Genomic DNA, 17,615 nt, shown 5'->3' with positions numbered 1-17,615 from the left:
ATTTTGAAAAGAGTAATGAATTAGAAAAAGCAAAACTCTTATGTTTTTATCACTATAAAGAAACATCCGAATCACTCTTCACATTAACCCTTATAAAAGAAATTATGGGAAATTGCGGCCATATGCCTAACATGTCTAGACTTAAAAAAAAATGGTTTCTGGCGCATCCAAATTCTTTCGTGAAGTTAATAAAGGAAAATTTGAATTTATCCCTATGACTTTGCAGGTTTTAGAGAAAGAATATTCAGAACTTTGGAATGATACAGAAATGATTGAATCATCCAGTGAACTGATTGATGAGTCTAAATTTTGTCATAAAAGACAGTACTTAGATAAATTAATTTATCAAATAAATCATTCATACTCCTATAATTGCTACGATGCTTGTGCAGTTCTAATGCGAAGATTATTCGAAGTTCTATTAGTACTCTCTTACCAAAAATTAGGTATTGATAATGAAATTAAAAATCGCGATAACTCTGGCTATGTCATGCTTGATAACATTGTTAAGAATGCAAAAAACAATCAAACCTTAAAAATTTCTCGAATCAAAAATGAATTTGATACTTTTCGAAAAGTCGGAAATTTTTCTGCTCACAGTATCACTTATACTGCTGGAAAAAAGGACATAGATGATATAAAAATTGAATACCGGGTAATGTTGGAGGAATTATTTACTAAAGCAGGGTTAATATAGAGGAGGAGTTTAATGAAAAATCAAGTTAAGTTTAAAATTGGGGAAATTGAATTTGAAGCTGCTGGATCATCTGAAATTATTGAAAGGGAGAGAGAATACTTCTTAAATAATATTCTCCCTGTAGCTGTTGATTCTATAAGAATTACTAAACAAATCAATGCTACCCCTGTTTACCCAGAAACTTTTGAGTCCAATAATGTATCTTTCCCAGAACAGGAAAAATCTGTTCAATCAATAGAAAACATCTCCAAAACTACTATTCCTTACGCAGAAGAAGATGTATCAAGAACTAATCTTGCAACTTTTTTAACAGAATTCGGGGACGTAACGGAGGCAGACTTCATTTTAATTTCTGCTTACTATGATGAAAAGAGAAACCATGTGGAATCATTTTCCGTCGAAAATGTAAAAAATTACTACGAAGAGGCAAGAAGACCTAAATATTCAAACAATAGTGCTTTATTGAATCAGCTTGCAAAAAAATCTTTAATAATTGAGAAGAAACCCAACGAAAAAACAAGCAGAAAGTTTTATATTCTGTCCAAATTAGGTATTGATTATATTGAAAATTTTGAAAAGAAAGAAGTTTTAACTAAACCAAGAGGGACTGCTGGGAAGAAAAAATCGAAAACTTTAAAATCTAATTATTCAAATATCAATGCTGATGTTCTTAACTTGGATAAATATCCTAGCATGGAATCTCTCAAAACCTTTAAAGACAAGATGATGCTTGCGTTATATATCATTACAGAAGAAGGAAAAGGAGAATTTTTCTCATTAAATGATGTAAACTATATTATGATTAATATTTTTGGAGTATCTTCCAACACTAGTAATATTTCCAATGTTTTCAGAAGAAATAAAACGTGGTTTCATTCTGAGGAAATTGATGGGAATTTAAAAAAGAAATTATTGCAGAATGGAAAAAAATACGTAAATTCGTTTCTGCATACTATCGAAGTATAGTTACTTAATAGAATCTCGATATAGCATTGTTGAATTATTTATTCGTTCTTTTTTACAAAAAATGAACATAATAGCAGAAAAAAAATATCTTTGTAGGTCTCTTCTTATGCTGCTATTGTATTTGTTTTCAATAGTATCAATTTATTATGTTTTGTTTTATTTTTCCTCGAAAATATCATAATTCAATCAAAAGACTGATTCTATAATAAAATTTGATCATCTAACCAAAACTAAAAGATTCAGAATAACTATCGTTGCGTAAATTCCATTGACTTTATTATCTTTAGAATGACCATTAATGATTACATGAATGAAAAATTAACACTGCGACTCCGTCCAATATCACTACAAGCATCACACCAGAAATTTTATCCACTTATCGATCGGTTTGACAAGCTCTCAAGCTTTTACTTTCGAGCTACACTTTCGCACACTATATTTTCTTATTATTCATCCTCAAATCCAATATGCTATACTAAACCTAGTACCCGAAAGGAGCATTACAATGGGAGTAATTATTATCGAAGCCTAGCAAAAGCTTGGCAGGAATGCTTGAAGAGCTTTTGCTGAATCCTAAATTCTACTTTATTAGGAGGGTAAAAGATGGCTTATCAAAACGCATTCGAACTTCTACCAGAGGAAATCGTAAAAGAGATCCAAAAATATGTTAATGGTACAATCCTTTATATCCCCAAGAGGCCAAAAGAACGTTTGCCTTGGGGCAGCAAGACTGCTAGTAAAGAGATGCTTAGACAAAGAAATCAACAAATCTATCAGGAATATCAGATGGGAAAGAGTACTCGTGAGCTCGCTGGTAGCTATTATTTGGATATCAAAAGTATCCAACGTATCATTCGCACGATGAGAAAACAATGTTAAAGAAAGAGCTGATTCGGGCTCTTTCTTTTTTTACACAAAAGGAGGCTCCTCCGCCTGTGAATCTCTCCTTTATACTAAAGATAGTACGAATGAAAGGATTTGGTTCACGTGCGGATGAAATTAATTGCTGACTGCTAACTGCGATTCTTGCTGAAAGGAGGAGCATTTATGACAAAGCAAAAGGTCAAACTGGAAGATTTTCTTCAGAAAAAGAAAAAGAGAGCCTTCGAGCACTCCCAACAACAATCAAAAAATAAAGTGACGGGCAAACAAAATATCCCTCACGTCCAAAACCGACGTGGTCGCCCATTATCAAAATAAGAATAATAAAAACTAGCAGCCTGGGCACTGATTATCAGCGTCTAGGTTGCTAGTTTGTTTTGACAATTTTCTATTTTTCAAACTTCAGCGTAATTCCGTTGGGATCAACCACCCACAAACTGCCGCTTTCATCTTTGGTGTAATCGATCTGCGTTTTCCAATGATTTTCTAAACGATCCAGCTCAGCTTGATTGGATACGGCGAAGCTGAAATAATCCAAGCCCAAGTCGTTTTCTGTCATCGCAGGAACATTTTTTCCTAACCAGACATTCGAGCCAATGTGATGATGGTAATCACCCGTAGCGAAAAATTTGGCTTGATTGCCGAAATTATTTTTCAAAGACAAGCCTAAGCCTTCTGTATAAAATTGTTCCGTTTGCATCAGATCCGCTATTTTTAAGTGAACGTGACCAACTGTTGTCCCCATTGGAAATCCTGTCCATGTATTATCTCCAGCAGCAATCACCGCTTCCGCATCCATTTCGAGCGTCACACCAACGATCTCACCATCCGCACGAATATCCCATTCGCTTTGCGGCTTATCATGGTAGACTTCGATGCCGTTCCCTTCTGGATCGTTCAGATAGAGGGCTTCACTATAGCCGTGATCACTGGCCCCAATTAAAGGCGCATCGACTTGTAAATAGTGACGCAGGGCATTGCCCAGATCTTTTCGACTAGGTAATAAAAACGCCACATGATATAAACCGGTCTTGGGCGTCTCAGGTAGAGGTGCTTGTACCTTATGTAATTCTAATAATACCGTATCGCCAACACCTAGTGTACTTTGGGATGCGTTTTGACTCAAGACTTGCAGACCAATTACTTCCTGGTAAAAGCGAGTCATTTTTTCTAAATTGGCTACCTTCAAAGCTACTCGCCCAATGTGGGCAGCCGCGCTTATTTGAAAAGTGGGAATAATTACTGTCATGGATAAAACCTCCTGAATAAAAGATTGCCGTCGCATTCTTTCTATTATAATTAACTTCACCTTATCACCTTACTATTTGTAAGTAAAATTCTCTGCTTGGCTTTCCGTCTAAGAATTCAAAAAAGACAGCCAATCTTCTATAATAAAATAAAATGATGAAAAAGGAGCTCGAGGATGTGTCGGATTCGACAGAAGAAAGCTATAGACGACTAATGAATAAAACAGAAGATTACATTGAACAGCATCTTTCAGAACCGATCTCGTTAAGTGACCTGGCTAAGAATGCGCACTTTTCAGAGTTTCATTTCCACCGAATCTTTAAGAAGTATTCTTCAGAGACACTAAAAGAATTTGTAACACGATTCAAGTTGGAACGCGCAGCCATTTTTCTACGTGTGTCCTCTTCTACTTCACTAACTGACATCGCCTTAAGCTACGGCTATAATGATGCGAGCTCCTTCAGCAGAGCCTTCAAAAAACATTTTGGCGTCAGCCCCTCTAAGTATCGGAAACAGCAAGAAATGACAAGAGTTCCAAAAAGAAACATGGAATAATGGAGTCATTCTAGAAGGGGGACACAAACATGATCGAACCGAAAAGCATCACAACAGAGAATCTGGAAGACTTGAAAATCATCTATATCCGTTTCAGAGGAAGCTACGCCGCATTTAGAAAGCAGAGCCGAAAGCTGTTCAACGAACTATTTGAATTCGCGACAAAAAATGATCTCATCGTCGAAAATGAGACCAAGGTATTGACTATTTACGATGACAATCCATTTATTACCGAGTCCAAGAATTTACGCACCAGTGTCGCCATGACGATTCCAAACGATCGAACCGTCCAAGAAACCGGCAATATCTGCTTGTCTAGTATTTCAGGAAAATTTGGTGTCGGACATTTTGAACTATCCGCAAAAGAATATGGTGATGCCTGGAATTATATGTATCAAGAATGGCTTTTCAAAGACGATCAGAAGGCTCGCGATGCCGTACCGTTTGAATTGTTCGTTACCGAGCCACCTAAGAATTTTAGAGATAAGAGTTTTACCGATATTTATATTCCGATTAATTGATTGGAATTGAGATTTAGAAAAAAGTAATCGACAAGCTTTTTTGTACTATCGCTGTCTGTTTGAATACTGTTCACTGATAAATACAGAGTGAGTATAAACTCCCATAAAATCAAAAAGTACTAAAGCCAAAATTCCGACGGCTTTAGTACTTTTCATTTTCCTTAGATTAGATTCTCGTTTTTAATCAGTGACATCCTGTGCTGATTGTTCCGATCCCAATTCGTTTGTATCAGCATTTCCGCCTTCGGATGCGGATTCTGATGGTTGCGTATTTCCTTGTCCTCCATCGTCAGATGACTGGCTGGGCGTTGGCTCAGGATTGGAGGTCTCTGGTTGAATCGGCACCGTTTGTACAGGATCTGGCTGGACTGGTTGTGGATAGCTTGGCTGCGGTTGTTCGTTATAAGCTGGTTGTTCAGTCACTGGTTTTTGCTGCTCTGGCTGTGTTTCTTGGATATTTGGTTGTTCTTCCGACGGCTGCGTTGGTTCTTCTGTTGACTCTGTTTGTACTTGCGGTTCGGCTTCTAATTGCTGTTGGTCAAGTTCATTGGCGATTTGTGTTTTCAAATCGTCTAATCTTTTTTGTGCCGCCTCTTTATCGTTTTTAAGATACGGGTCAGTCTCCTTATCGATCAGATCCTGTGCAGCATTAATATCAGCATCGGTTCTCGATTCTTCAGCCTTTTTTATTGCTTTATCTACCGCTGAGATTTGTTTGAGAAAGCCAGCTAATTTTGCCATTCTGTCGGTCAGTTTTGTTTTTTCGGCTGGTTGATTCTTGCTTAGTTTTTTGATGGCTTCATTGGCTTTATCAATATCTTTTTCCAATCGGGATTTATAAGCAGTATTAACTGCTGCTTCCGCGGTTTCCAGTGCCTCTTTTTCATTCTCAATTCGTGTATCTAGTTTTTGTTGAGCGTCCCTATCTGCTTCCACTTTGTTAGTACGTTGAGCGTCCTTATACATTCCTCCACAAATAATTAAAGCCGTCATGATCGTAGTGATCATGATGAGCACGAGGATTTTCTTATTCATTTTTATCTGCCTCATTTCGCAAATTTCGTTTCGTCTTATCTATGTATCTATTTTTTGTTAAACACTAAATAACATTCACACCATATCTGTATAAAATATGTTACCAAAAAACAGAAGTTTCAGCAATTTAGATTTGCAAAAATATAATTTTACGCATTATTTTAGGTGATTTTTTCATCAGAACCGAATAAATACAAAAATGCCGATGAATTTTATCATTGACGAACGCCTATTACTAAAAAGATAGTATGTAAATGATGGATCACATACTGACAGAACGAATAAAAAAGGACTGAAATTCAAGATGACTATCAAATAGTTTCCCATTGTACGCACCCACGAGTAACTCGGCGTTTTAAATCAAATAAATTTTATTTATTTTGTTGACACTCATGTAGTTTAAAATTGAATCCCATCATATTTTCCAGCTAATTTCAGTCAGCATTTTTCACCACCAAGTCGCTTCCCTTGTTTCACCTTCTTCTCTCCTTTATACTTATTTTAAGTAAGTGAAAAGAAAGGAAGGTGCGCCTGTGGCAGCATTTCATCATATCTCATTATTAACGAAAGACAGTCGTGAAAATGTACGATTTTATACGGATGTTTTAGGGATGCGTTTTGTGAAGAACACGGTCAATCAGGAGAATCATCGGATGCTTCATTATTATTATGGCGACTATCAAGGTTCACCGGGCAGTGTGGTGACTTTCTTTGTCGTTCCGCAGTTAGGGCATCGTTATGAGAATCAGCAGTTTATCTCGACGATCGGTCTGAAACTTCCGAAGAATAGTTTGGCCTACTGGCAAGAACGGTTGGAGCATTATTCGGTAGATTATACAGCGAGTGAGGGGCAATTACGCTTTCTCGATCCTGATCAAGTAGAGATTCTGTTGACTGAGACAGCGTTGCCTCCTTTGACTTCAGAGCATCAAGTGACCACTGATATTCCATCCGAAAAACAACTTTTAGGATTGCATTCTACTCAGCTTCACGTTCGCGATCCTCAGGCAACAAGTGCATTTTTTGAGACTTTTCTAAGCTGGACCACCGTGGACCAGCGTATTCAATTGAATACGACAGATTTTCTTGAGATTTTACCGACTGATTCGGACAAGACAAGTCACATGGGGCGCGGCAGTGCGGATCATATCGCCTTCGCCATTGCGGACGACGCTGCCTTATATGACCTGCAGCAACGGGCGAAAAAACAAGGCTGGATGATCGAAAAACTCGTCTCTCGCGGATATTTCAAGAGTCTTTACATTCGCGAACCTGGTGGGAATCGACTGGAGTTCGCGACGCTTGGGCCGGGCTTTACCATCGATGAACCTTTGGAACAGCTAGGAGAACATTTTGCATTGCCGCCATTTTTAGCCGATCAACGTGCTGAAATAGAAGCCAATATTTATCCAGAGGCATAAAAAAGGAGGTGTGACCTAACGCTGGTCATACCTCCTTTTGTTTAGCCCTCCGCAAAAATATACGGCCATTCGTCTCGTTGACTCAAGAATTCTTTCGCCAACTCTTGAGCACCTTCCAATGTGTGGTTCGCTGCCCAGCCGCATTGGACGGGATTGCTCGCCGGTACTTCTGTTGCCTTCAAGACATCCTTCATCGTTTGCTCCACAACATCCATGATCTCGTCAATGTCGTCATGATTCAAAACAGTCAGATAGAATCCTGTTTGGCATCCCATTGGTGACCAGTCTACGATATAGTCTGCATGGTTTCGGATCAATTCTGCCGTTAAATGCTCCAAGGAATGCAATGCAGCCATATCCATATAGGCTTGATTTGGTTGTTTCAGGCGAACATCATATTTCACGATCAAGTCGCCATTTGCTCCAGTCTTTTTGTCCGCGACGCGAATATACGGCGCCTTAACCTTTGTGTGGTCTAAATTAAAACTTTCAACATTCATTTTCATCTTATTCTGCCTCCATTATTTTTTCTGCATAAACGATCCAAACAAAACGATTCATTTGTCGGTACGTTGTTTGAAACCCACTTTTTTGAAAATATTGATCTAATTCACTTATCACAGGATAATACTCTCGCTCTAAATCAGCGGCTAAGTTCTGTCGTCCTGCTTCTTTTTCTGTGCGTAGATAGGTGTCGTAAACCGTTTGTGACAAAAACATCGTGTCCCCAAAAATAATTTTCCCGCCTATAGAAAGGATCTGATTGTATTCTTTGAGAACCTTTTGCTTTTCCTCTGCCGTCAGGTGGTGGAACACTAAATTCGATACGATCGTGTCTACAGGCTCTGGTGGCATGGGGAAATTTTCCATATCGCCAGCAAAAAAAGAGGTTGCTTGCAGTGTGTCTTTTTTTGCCGCCATGTCCCGCATTTCTGGCGAAGGTTCCACAGGATAAACGGTCTTCCCAGCAGCAACCAGCTTCTCCGTTAAGTTGCCTGTTCCGCTGCCAAACTCCAGCACAGACTGTCCCGAGTGTGCGGTGATCTCATCTAAAATTTGCCAATAATTCGCGAACACTTCCTGATATTCCGGGTTCGCACCGTTTACTTCCTCATCATAATCCACTGCCCAGCCTTCAAAAATCGGCATGAACTCTAATCCCATATCGGTCTCGTTCCTTTCCAATCGTTCTTCTATTTTATTTATGTTCAGGCTGAACGCTCTACACCTCCAAAGCCTCTTACTGAAACAACCTTCTATTCAATCCTGCGAGCAGTACATCGCTGTTTCTGTAAAAGCAACGGACATCACTTCTCGCTTTTTGCCAACTTATAATGCCCATAACTTGGCAAGTAAAACGTATTTAAAGAGCATCAATAATCGGTTCTAGAATAGATTTGCTTTGACAAGTAGCGATCTCCGGCATCGGGAAATACGGTCACTACTTGACTGCCGGATGGAAGGGCCGCGACTTCTTGCAAAGCCGCCGCCATCGCAGCCCCCGACGAACTTCCAACGATCGTGCCATGCTCTTTTGCCAACCGACGAGTCATGGCAAATCCCTCTGCATCACTGATCGTCGCAAAATCATGAACTGGAAGTCCTTCAAGAAAAGTCGGAATAAATTCCACGCCGATTCCTTCAATTTCATGACTATGACTCGCGCCACCATTGAGAATCGATCCTTCAGGCTCCACGCCGATCAAGCGAATCAATGGCACGTGCTTCAGCAAGTAGCGCGCCACGCCGCTGAAGGTTCCGCCACTGCCGATCCCGGCCACAAAGCTTGTTATGGATGAGCCAAGATCCTTTATTAATTCGGGACCCAAGGTATGGTAATAGGCTTCAGGGTTTGCTGAGTTGTCAAACTGCAAGGGCAAATAGCTGTTTGACCGCTCCGCATGCAATCGTTTGGCCTCCGCGATCGCGCCTTTGATTCCTTCTTCTGTTGGTGTATGGACGATCTTCGCCCCCAACGCCCTCATCAGCTCCTGCTTTTCCAAGCTGAATTTTTCCGGTACGACAAACATCGTCGACAGCTTGGCTGCCTGCGCGGCGATCGCCACACCGATCCCTGTGTTTCCAGCGGTCGGTTCAATGATCACTGTATTTTCCGTGATTTTACGCTGCTCTATTCCCTCCTTGATCAGGTAAGCGCCTAAACGATCTTTGATGCTCCCTCCTGGATTTAAATATTCCAGCTTCGCATAAATGGCGGAACCCTTTGGTATTTCTTCAAACTGGTGATGGGTGAATCGGAGCATCGGTGTGTCCCCAATCGCCATCTGAATCGAATCAATAATCATTGGTATACTCCCTTAATTACGTTTTTTGGAAAACAAAAAAGGCACTGACTATTAATCAGCACCTTGAGATTCGCTTTATTGACACCTTGACTATGGCCCCTCAAACGGGCACATACGTATCAAAAACAGTCGCAAATTGGGCAGTTAATAGGCATGACAAAATGGTATGCTGCGTTTACGCACCATACAACAACAGCAAGATTCAGTTGCGAAATGTTTGCTGACTGTCATGTCTTCCCCTCCAAAAAGTTTTTTACGTTTTAAAAAAATTAGCATAGATAAAACGTTTTGTCAAAGAAAGCACTCATTTATTTTTAATGCTGTTAACCAGTATTTCATTTTTAAGCGCTCACCTTGCTAAATTCTTTTACAAAACAAGTAAGTTTTATTCTTTGCAGATTTCTGAAAATTTGAGTATAACTAAAGAAAATAAACCCTCGCAAATGCGAGTAAGGGAGATTGGAAAAATGTATTCACTTGTTCCCGAAAATATGTATGAAGTCGAAGAAAAATTAACTTATTTATTAGAAAAAGGCATTGAGACGACTGAAGAAGATGTCATCCGTGAAGCGGTCCGAGACAACAGCCAACAAATTCTAGATGGTGATTTAGAAGGTCCTTATTGGAAGGTCGAATGGCAATCACAAGATAAAACACTCGCCATTTTTGATATCATGAACAAAGAAGTCGGTACGGTAACTAGTTTATCTGACTCATTTATTGAGGATTTCCGTACCAATGCGCCAAATCTGATCCGTCATCTTGCCGAAAAAATCCAACGCATTGTTAATACTAACTAATTATCGACTGTAAAAAACTGGACGCCTGATTTATGACGTGTTCAGTTTTTTATTTTTGAAGTAGGTTTTTAATAAAATTTAGTGAGGTGTGTCCCATGGGAATGACTATCCGTTTTTTTGTCACGGATCAATCTGACGGCTGCTATTTTGAAAAAATCCAAGCAAGCTTCTTTGATGAGGAAGAACACGTCGAAACTGTCTATCCGAAAGACCGTTTTGATGCCGTACTTGATGACGCCCTGTTGCGAATCTTGCAGCGCGTATTCGATACATTAGAAAAAATCGGCGAAGTAGACGATTACCTGCAATTTTTGGATTTCAACATCGAGAATGTGTACAATTCCGCCTTCGTCAGCAAGCATTTCCTTCTTTATCAGCATTCCGGTGTGGATGCCTTGATGGAACAAGTCTTAGCAGAAGTAGCAGATCCTTTGGCGGAGGGGTATTTTGAGACCTTGATCGATTATCTTGAAACAAACATCGAGGATGAAGTCTTTGTGGATTTCCGATTGAACGGAGAGGAGATGTTGATGGAGGTCCAGACACAAGGAAAAAACGTTCTCCAAACAGAGCCTTTGAAGCAATTGCTCATTGATTATGATGAATCCTTTGAACGAGTGGCGACAGAATTTTTAGAGAGTTTCATTTAATCGCTGAGTAGCGATTATGAGGACGCCATAACAAAGAGAACCCTCCGAGAACAATTATTCGCTTTTTAAAAAGGAACGTAGTAGAATCGATTTAACTTATTAAAAGTAAGTGATTTTTAGAGAATAAAGGAGGTCATCCATTATGAAAAAAATTGGTTTTTTAAGTTTTGGTCATTGGATGGATTTTGAAGGATCAATCGTAAAAACAGCACAAGATGCGTATTTGCAATCCATTGATCTAGCCGTTGAAGCAGAAAAAATCGGCATTGATGGGGCTTATTATCGCGTGCATCATTTCGCAGATCAAATCGGCTCACCTTTTCCATTGCTTTCAGCGATCGGTGCGAAAACCAGTAAGATCGAGATTGGTACTGGGTTGATCGATATGCGTTACGAAAACCCTTATATGATGGCTGAAAATGCTGGATTAACGGATATCATCACTCAAGGAAGGGTCGAACTAGGCGTTGGCCGTGGTTCACCTGAACAAGTGCTTGATGGTTGGAAATATTTTGGGTATGACTATGACGAAGACGAGATCAAAGACATCACACGGGAACGGACATTGGAATTTTTGAAGCTGCTTGAAGGCGAACGGTTCGCTGAACAAAATCCACAACCCATGTTCCCGCAAGCACCTGGAAAATTGCGTTTAGAACCTTATTCAGAAGGACTTCGTCAACGAATCTGGTGGGGCGCTGGTTCACAGCAAACAGCGATTTGGGCTGCTCAACACGGGATGAATCTGCAATCCTCAACGTTGGTAAACTATGAAACGAACGAACCTTTCCACGTTCAACAAGCCAAACAATTACGTGCCTACAAAGAGGCATGGAAAGAAGCTGGACATGACTTTGAACCAAGAACTTTGGTGACACGTTCTATCCAGCCAATTACAACAGACTTGGACCGCCAGCTCTTCGGCCGCCAAGGCGACGATGCAAAATACGACCAAGTTGGGTTCCTTGCGTACCATCAAAACCCAACGATCTTCGGGAAAACCTTTGCGGGTGAACCAGACAAGATCGCTAAAGAATTGGCAGAAGATGAAGCCATCAAAGAAGCAGATACAGTCCTTGTTACGATCCCTAATACATTAGGCGTCGAATACAATATGCATTTGCTTGAGTCCATCGTTAAAGACATTGCTCCCGACTTAGGTTGGAGATAACATAGTGTATCCTTTAGCTAGTCTGCAAAGCAGGCTGGCTTTTTTGTGTTTCGCCTAGACATCTATGGTAAAATCGAAAAAAGCTGTTTTACGCAGAAAGGTCGTGACACAATGGGCACGGAACGGATACTGACTGAAAGATTGCTATTGAGGAAGATGGTCGTGGCAGACCATGTCCAGATGTTTCGCCACTGGGCAAATGATCCTGCTGTAACAACGTACCTGACTTGGGAACCTTATAAAAATGCGGAAGATGTCGCTGCTTATCTGGCGCTTAATGAACAAGCGTATCAGAGCGAGGAGCATTTTTACTGGGGGATCGAAGAGAAAGAAACCCGGCACTTGATTGGGTCGATCTCTGTCGTCCGCTACCATCCAGAAATAAAAACCATGGAGATTGGCTACGTTCTCGGTACAGATTGGTGGCATCAGGGCTACACTGCCGAAGCGCTGACTGCCGTTGTAGACTACCTCTTTACCGCTACTTCCGTCCAGCGGATCGAGGCCTTTCATGACGCCGAAAATAAAAATTCTGGGAATGTCTTGAAAAAATGCGGCTTCACGTATGAAGGCTTGTTGAAACAACGAGGAAAAAATAATCGCGGGATCGTAGATGAATGCCTCTATTCGAGACTTCGTGACTAGCTTTTTACCTTCCTTTCATTAATAAATCTACAATTGATAAAGCAAAATTATTACAGTATAGGCCAACTCGCGTTATACTTTTAGTGTAACGATTATATTAGGAGGTTTTTCTTAATGGAAGAGTTGAAATTGAACAACGGTCAAATGATCCCTCAATTGGGTCTCGGTGTCTTCAAAGTGCAAGATGCGGATGATTTGAAACGTGCCGTAGCGGAAGCTTTGAAGGACGGCTATCGTCACTTCGATACTGCAACGATCTATCACAATGAAGAATGGCTTGGTGAAGCACTTGCTCAAAGCGATGTGAAACGTGAAGACCTCTTCATTACGTCAAAAGTATGGAACAGCAACACGACGTATGATGAAACAATTGCCGCTTTCCACGAATCTTTGAAAAAATTACAAACCGACTATTTGGATCTTTACTTGATCCACTGGCCAAGTGAAGGCTACAACGAAAAATGGCGTGCGATGGAAAGTTTGTACAATGACGGTCTGATCAAATCTATCGGTGTCTCAAACTTTGAGAAACCGCACTTGGAAAAATTGATGACCACAGCAACAATCAAACCTACTGTTGACCAAATCGAGACACATCCGTACTTCCAACAAAAGGAATTGCATGAGTATTTGAAGAGTTTGGATATCGTTCATGAAGCGTGGGGCCCTCTTGGACAAGGCAAAAGCAATGTTTTAGAAGATCCTGTGTTAACAAAAATCGCTGAAGCCCACAGCAAAACGGTGGCGCAAGTCATCTTGCGTTGGCACTTGCAACGGGATATCATCGTCATTCCGAAATCTGTCCACGAAGAACGCATCGCTCAAAACATCGATGTCTTCGATTTCACGTTGACAGAGGAAGAAATGTCTATGATCGCTTCCATTGATAAAAATCAACGTGGCTCTGGTGATCCAAACGACGAAGAATTTTTGAAGGGCTCATTAAGCAGAAAATAAGCATATAGCATTAGCCGCAATCGATTGACTCGATTGCGGCTTTTTTTTGAAGATAGTCACTGGTTGCGCATCGAACAGGAAGGACTCTCAATGATTTGATCTTTCTCTGACGTAAGGATTTTAATAAACGATCTTCACTTTATCATTCATGATCTGCTTTGTTCGTTCGATGAAATAATTTCTTGATACATCCTGCCCTTGGTTCACATGGAGCATATGCTGAGTCGCTAATTCATCGGTGTAATCCTTCAATGCATAAGCTTGATAGGTTTGATAATTGTCACCGATATAAGTGATCGTTGGCCAAAATTCGACGTCTGCAAAGGTCCCCTTCTTTTTTTCTTTGTCATACTTGATCGTCCAACGGCCCATGCCCCCTAGCATCCGATCGTTGACATCTTGAGAAGAAATGAAGTTTCCTAATGAGTACATGACCAATGTTTGATTCCCTGACTCCCCAGTTACATAGTCCATCGGCTGAATGACATGCGGGTGACCTCCGATGATGACATCCGCGCCTGCATCGCTCAATACTTGTGCCAATCGTGTCTGTTCGTCGTTGGGAACAACTTGATACTCCTCACCCCAATGCATACTGACAAGTTGAATGTCACTTTGGGCATTCAATGTCTGCATATCTTTCTTGATCTGTTCTTCATCGATCAAATTGACTAAATACTCTTTGCCTTCGGGTAGTGGAATCCCGTTTAACCCAAACGTATAAGATATCAAACCAACTTTTACCCCTTTGATCGTTTGAATATGAAGTCGTGGTGCATCCGGTGCTTTTTGTGAGCCCGTCACCGTGATGTCGGGGTATCTTTCCAAATACTCCAACTGCTTCACGATCCCCTCTTCTCCTCTATCCATGGTGTGGTTGCTTGCAGCAGAAAGCCAATTGTACCCGGCAGTGTGCAATGAATCCAAGACTTGTGTTGGGCCATTAAAAGTAGGATACCCCGACAGTCCCAACTCTTCTCCCCCACAAATGGTTTCTAAATTGATATAAGCTAGGTCTCGATCTTGATTCAAATACTTTGTCGGCTGATACATCTCATCAAATCTGTACGAGCCGTCCGGTTGTCTCAAATGGTCATAAATAAAATCGTGGATCAAATTATCTCCCACTGCAGAAAAAGTCAACGCCACCTCCGAAGGACTTTCTTGATTCGACGTCTTAGTAGAAGTGGTGCTGGTCTCTTGTTCGGATCGAGTGTTTCCGCATCCCGTCACAAATAGCCCGACAATCATGCCTATCATCACTAATTTTTTCACCTGTTTTCCCCTTTAATCGTAAAATAAACGGCTTGTTTCTTTCTCTCAATACCAAGTTTGTCACGTTCACCATACGATTGCAAGCGCTATCTCTGTCCATTCAAATCAAAAAAGACTGTCGGCCTCAATTCACATAGGATGCCACTACTTGCACGAAAGACGCGAAGTGGGACGCGTCTCTCTTTTTGTGGTTTTTATTTTTCAGGCGCCTCGAAGATCTCAAAGCCATAGTTTCGGATATGCTGTTTTAGCAGCTCTAAATATTCTTTTCCCATCACACTGAGGGTGCTTTTTTTATGTTTAAGGTAACCAAGCGTCATCTGGTCGTCGATCTCTAGTGGGATCGCCACGATTTTTTCATCGTTCAATTCACTGCTAATGATTCCCGAGCTGATCGTATACCCATTAAGCCCGACCATCAAATTAAAGATCGTCGCACGGTCACTGATTTTTATCTGTTTCTTGTGCTGCATGGTACTTAAAATCTCTTCCGAAAAGTAAAAGGAGTTGGTCTCCCCCTGCTCGTAGGATAGATAAGGATACTCTTCCAGATCTTCCAGCTTAAGGGTCTTCTTTTTCGTTAAGGGGTTTTCGCGACCGACAAAAACATGAGGGTGCGCGTCAAACAAAGGAATGAATTCCAGCTCCTTATCCGTGATCAATCGCTTTAGAACCATGCGATTGAAGGTGTTCAAATAGATGATCCCCAATTCACTCTTAAAGGTTTGGACATCGTTCAGCGTATTCTCTGTCAGTGTTTCTCGCAAAGTAAAATCGTATTCCTCCCCGCCAAGCTTTTTGACGAGTTCAACGAAGGCGTGAACGACAAAGGCATAGTGCTGCGCCGAGACGCTGAAGACCTGCTTCCGCGTCGTTTGTACTTTATACGTCGCATTCAACAGGTTGACCTGATCCAAGATCCCCCTGGTGTAGTTCATGAATTCGCGACCGTCATTCGTCAACGTCATCCCGGTTTTATTGCGGTAAAAAAGCTGCAGTTGGTATTCGCTTTCCAGTTCTTTGATTGCTTGCGTCAAACTGGGCTGAGAGAGGTATAATTTTTTCGCCGCCTCGTTCATTGAGCCTGTTTGAACAATTTTCTCTAGGTACTCTAATTGTTGAATGCGCATAGATGCCCTCCTTAATAGGTTCTGCCTATAATTTATGAAAGAAATTACGTATTATTTATTATACAGGATATTTGATACGATAAACGAACTTAAATGTTTGGAGGTTGTTTATACATGGAGAAATCAAAATTTCAATTAGTCGGGTCACTTTTACGTCCGCAAAACCTGTTGGATTATAAAAACCAGATCGAGGAACGAGACGATATTACCTACCCTTTTTACGACGCATTTGACGGGTACAAAGAAACAGAGAGCAACGCGATCACTCAAGTGATTCAGGAGCAACTCGCACATCACATCGACGTGCTCACAGACGGAGAATATTCAAAATCTATGTGGCACCTGGATTTCCTTTGGGGGCTGCACGGGGTAGAACGATTTATTGCTGACCACGGCTACAGCTTCAAGGATTTTGATGGCGCGCATTTTGAAACACGGAAAGACATTGGGATTCGAATCGTTGCACCGTTGTCGGGGAAAAATCATCACTTTTTAGACATTTTCCGTGAAGTAAGCGAACAAGCGCAAGGCAACGACGTAAAGACCACTGTTTGGAGTGTCGCCCATGCGTTCACAGAACTCTCTGTGTTTAATCACCTGTTTGGAACGGATCAGGTCTATCAGACTAAGGAGGAGTTAAAAACCGGATTAGTTACTGCGTATAAGGAATTTTTAGTTGAGTATAAAGAGGCTGGCGGCAAGATCGTTCAATTCGACGACTGTTTGTGGGAGCTTTTTGATTCTACCAACAAGGACAGCTTTTTCTCTGAAGGCAATGTGGATCTGATTGGCTTAGCCAATGAATTTATCGCTGTGAATAACGAAATTGCCGATTTTGGTCACGAATTGGGCTTGAAGGTATGGACCCACAATTGCCGCGGCAATTATGAATCCCGCCATGCTTCAGGCGGGACGTATCAAGCCATTGCTGAAAAATTCCTTGGGGAACAGCACTATGATCGCTTCTTCTTGGAATGGGACGACGAGCGCGCGGGCGATCTAGCGGCATTAGAAGTGCTGAAGGAAAAGGATTCTGTTGAAGTCGTTCTAGGTCTGCTTTCGAGCAAAACAAATACTTTAGATGACGATGAACGCGTGTTGAAATACTTGGAAAAAGCGAGTGAGATCCTTCCAAAAGAGCGGTTGTTCTTATCGCATCAATGCGGCTTCGCCTCTTGCGATAGCGGCAATCACTTAACCATGGAGGAGCAGTGGGCGAAGATCGACCAAGGCCAACAGCTTGCAAAAACATTCTTTGGATAGACCAGCATTAATTAGAGCAGACAAGCACCTCTTGTTTGCTCTTTTTTTATCGATACACTTCTTTTGTTGTTTTTCGCCATTTGTCGTACACTT

At 41.1% G+C, this 17,615-nt stretch carries 20 protein-coding genes; 13 read left to right on the top strand and 7 right to left on the bottom strand.

The annotated features are described in order from the left end of the window. Positions 1–151: 151 nt before the first annotated feature. From A5868_RS17945 to A5868_RS19185, 4 genes are all read left to right on the top strand, one after another. The gene (locus A5868_RS17945; RefSeq protein ID WP_139843641.1) at positions 152–697 is read left to right on the top strand and encodes a DUF4145 domain-containing protein; all 546 of its coding nucleotides are present in this window, start codon (positions 152–154) and stop codon (positions 695–697) included. Between the two features lie 12 nt (positions 698–709). Beyond that, positions 710–1,663 carry a hypothetical protein gene (locus A5868_RS17940; protein WP_087654178.1) on the top strand — a complete coding sequence of 318 codons (954 nt, stop codon included), beginning with the start codon at positions 710–712 and terminating at the stop codon, positions 1,661–1,663. Between the two features lie 603 nt (positions 1,664–2,266). Continuing rightward, complete coding sequence (locus A5868_RS17935; protein WP_086306336.1) at positions 2,267–2,542, top strand: CD3324 family protein; 276 nt, start codon at positions 2,267–2,269, stop codon at positions 2,540–2,542. Between the two features lie 168 nt (positions 2,543–2,710). Further along, positions 2,711–2,863, top strand: coding sequence for a hypothetical protein (locus A5868_RS19185; RefSeq protein WP_176281411.1), 153 nt, complete (start codon positions 2,711–2,713; stop codon positions 2,861–2,863). Between the two features lie 70 nt (positions 2,864–2,933). On the opposite strand, the gene A5868_RS17930 is transcribed toward A5868_RS19185, so the two are convergent. Beyond that, complete coding sequence (locus tag A5868_RS17930; RefSeq protein ID WP_086306335.1) at positions 2,934–3,794, bottom strand: VOC family protein; 861 nt, start codon at positions 3,792–3,794, stop codon at positions 2,934–2,936. Between the two features lie 176 nt (positions 3,795–3,970). Between A5868_RS17930 and A5868_RS17925 the strand changes: the two genes are divergently transcribed. Both A5868_RS17925 and A5868_RS17920 read left to right on the top strand, forming a co-directional pair. Then, positions 3,971–4,348, top strand: a complete 378-nt coding sequence (locus A5868_RS17925; protein ID WP_086306334.1) for a helix-turn-helix domain-containing protein — start codon at positions 3,971–3,973, stop codon at positions 4,346–4,348. 29 nt (positions 4,349–4,377) lie between these two features. After that, positions 4,378–4,869 (top strand): AraC family transcriptional regulator, encoded by a 492-nt coding sequence (locus tag A5868_RS17920; RefSeq protein ID WP_010779490.1) that lies wholly within the window; start codon positions 4,378–4,380, stop codon positions 4,867–4,869. Between the two features lie 180 nt (positions 4,870–5,049). On the opposite strand, the gene A5868_RS17915 is transcribed toward A5868_RS17920, so the two are convergent. Beyond that, positions 5,050–5,904: a hypothetical protein gene (locus A5868_RS17915; protein ID WP_086306333.1), complete on the bottom strand. Its 855-nt coding sequence runs from the start codon at positions 5,902–5,904 to the stop codon at positions 5,050–5,052. Positions 5,905–6,437: 533 nt separating this feature from the next. Here A5868_RS17915 and A5868_RS17910 point away from each other — a divergent pair. Then, positions 6,438–7,325, top strand: a complete 888-nt coding sequence (locus A5868_RS17910; protein ID WP_086306332.1) for a VOC family protein — start codon at positions 6,438–6,440, stop codon at positions 7,323–7,325. A gap of 41 nt (positions 7,326–7,366) precedes the next feature. On the opposite strand, the gene A5868_RS17905 is transcribed toward A5868_RS17910, so the two are convergent. The 3 genes from A5868_RS17905 to A5868_RS17895 form a co-directional block, all read right to left on the bottom strand. Continuing rightward, positions 7,367–7,831, bottom strand: coding sequence for an S-ribosylhomocysteine lyase (locus A5868_RS17905; RefSeq protein WP_086306331.1), 465 nt, complete (start codon positions 7,829–7,831; stop codon positions 7,367–7,369). Position 7,832: 1 nt separating this feature from the next. Further along, positions 7,833–8,489, bottom strand: coding sequence for a class I SAM-dependent methyltransferase (locus A5868_RS17900; RefSeq protein WP_086306330.1), 657 nt, complete (start codon positions 8,487–8,489; stop codon positions 7,833–7,835). A 209-nt stretch (positions 8,490–8,698) separates the two neighbouring features. Further along, positions 8,699–9,631, bottom strand: a complete 933-nt coding sequence (locus tag A5868_RS17895) for a PLP-dependent cysteine synthase family protein (RefSeq protein WP_086306329.1) — start codon at positions 9,629–9,631, stop codon at positions 8,699–8,701. A gap of 467 nt (positions 9,632–10,098) precedes the next feature. Here A5868_RS17895 and A5868_RS17890 point away from each other — a divergent pair, with 467 nt between their 5' ends. The 5 genes from A5868_RS17890 (at position 10,099) to A5868_RS17870 (ending at position 13,854) form a co-directional block, all read left to right on the top strand. Further along, positions 10,099–10,431 carry a hypothetical protein gene (locus A5868_RS17890; protein WP_086306328.1) on the top strand — a complete coding sequence of 111 codons (333 nt, stop codon included), beginning with the start codon at positions 10,099–10,101 and terminating at the stop codon, positions 10,429–10,431. Between the two features lie 95 nt (positions 10,432–10,526). Continuing rightward, positions 10,527–11,081: a hypothetical protein gene (locus tag A5868_RS17885; RefSeq protein ID WP_086306327.1), complete on the top strand. Its 555-nt coding sequence runs from the start codon at positions 10,527–10,529 to the stop codon at positions 11,079–11,081. 142 nt (positions 11,082–11,223) lie between these two features. Then, positions 11,224–12,252, top strand: a complete 1,029-nt coding sequence (locus tag A5868_RS17880) for an LLM class flavin-dependent oxidoreductase (RefSeq protein WP_086306326.1) — start codon at positions 11,224–11,226, stop codon at positions 12,250–12,252. A 111-nt stretch (positions 12,253–12,363) separates the two neighbouring features. Next, complete coding sequence (locus A5868_RS17875) at positions 12,364–12,897, top strand: GNAT family N-acetyltransferase (protein WP_086306433.1); 534 nt, start codon at positions 12,364–12,366, stop codon at positions 12,895–12,897. Between the two features lie 114 nt (positions 12,898–13,011). Beyond that, complete coding sequence (locus A5868_RS17870) at positions 13,012–13,854, top strand: aldo/keto reductase (protein WP_086306325.1); 843 nt, start codon at positions 13,012–13,014, stop codon at positions 13,852–13,854. A gap of 120 nt (positions 13,855–13,974) precedes the next feature. On the opposite strand, the gene A5868_RS17865 is transcribed toward A5868_RS17870, so the two are convergent. Together A5868_RS17865 and A5868_RS17860 are read right to left on the bottom strand one after the other, a co-directional pair. After that, a complete protein-coding gene (locus A5868_RS17865) occupies positions 13,975–15,129 on the bottom strand; it encodes a CapA family protein (RefSeq protein WP_086306324.1) in 1,155 nt (384 codons plus the stop codon). A 194-nt stretch (positions 15,130–15,323) separates the two neighbouring features. After that, positions 15,324–16,259: a LysR family transcriptional regulator gene (locus A5868_RS17860; RefSeq protein WP_086306323.1), complete on the bottom strand. Its 936-nt coding sequence runs from the start codon at positions 16,257–16,259 to the stop codon at positions 15,324–15,326. A 114-nt stretch (positions 16,260–16,373) separates the two neighbouring features. Between A5868_RS17860 and A5868_RS17855 the strand changes: the two genes are divergently transcribed. Next, entirely contained in the window at positions 16,374–17,522 is a 1,149-nt protein-coding gene (locus A5868_RS17855; RefSeq protein ID WP_086306322.1) for a cobalamin-independent methionine synthase II family protein, read from the top strand. Positions 17,523–17,615: the final 93 nt, after the last annotated feature.

The organism is Enterococcus sp. 12F9_DIV0723, assembly GCF_002174375.1.
Taxonomy (GTDB): domain Bacteria; phylum Bacillota; class Bacilli; order Lactobacillales; family Enterococcaceae; genus Enterococcus_A; species Enterococcus_A gilvus.
This window is presented reverse-complemented; position numbering and strand designations above follow the sequence as displayed.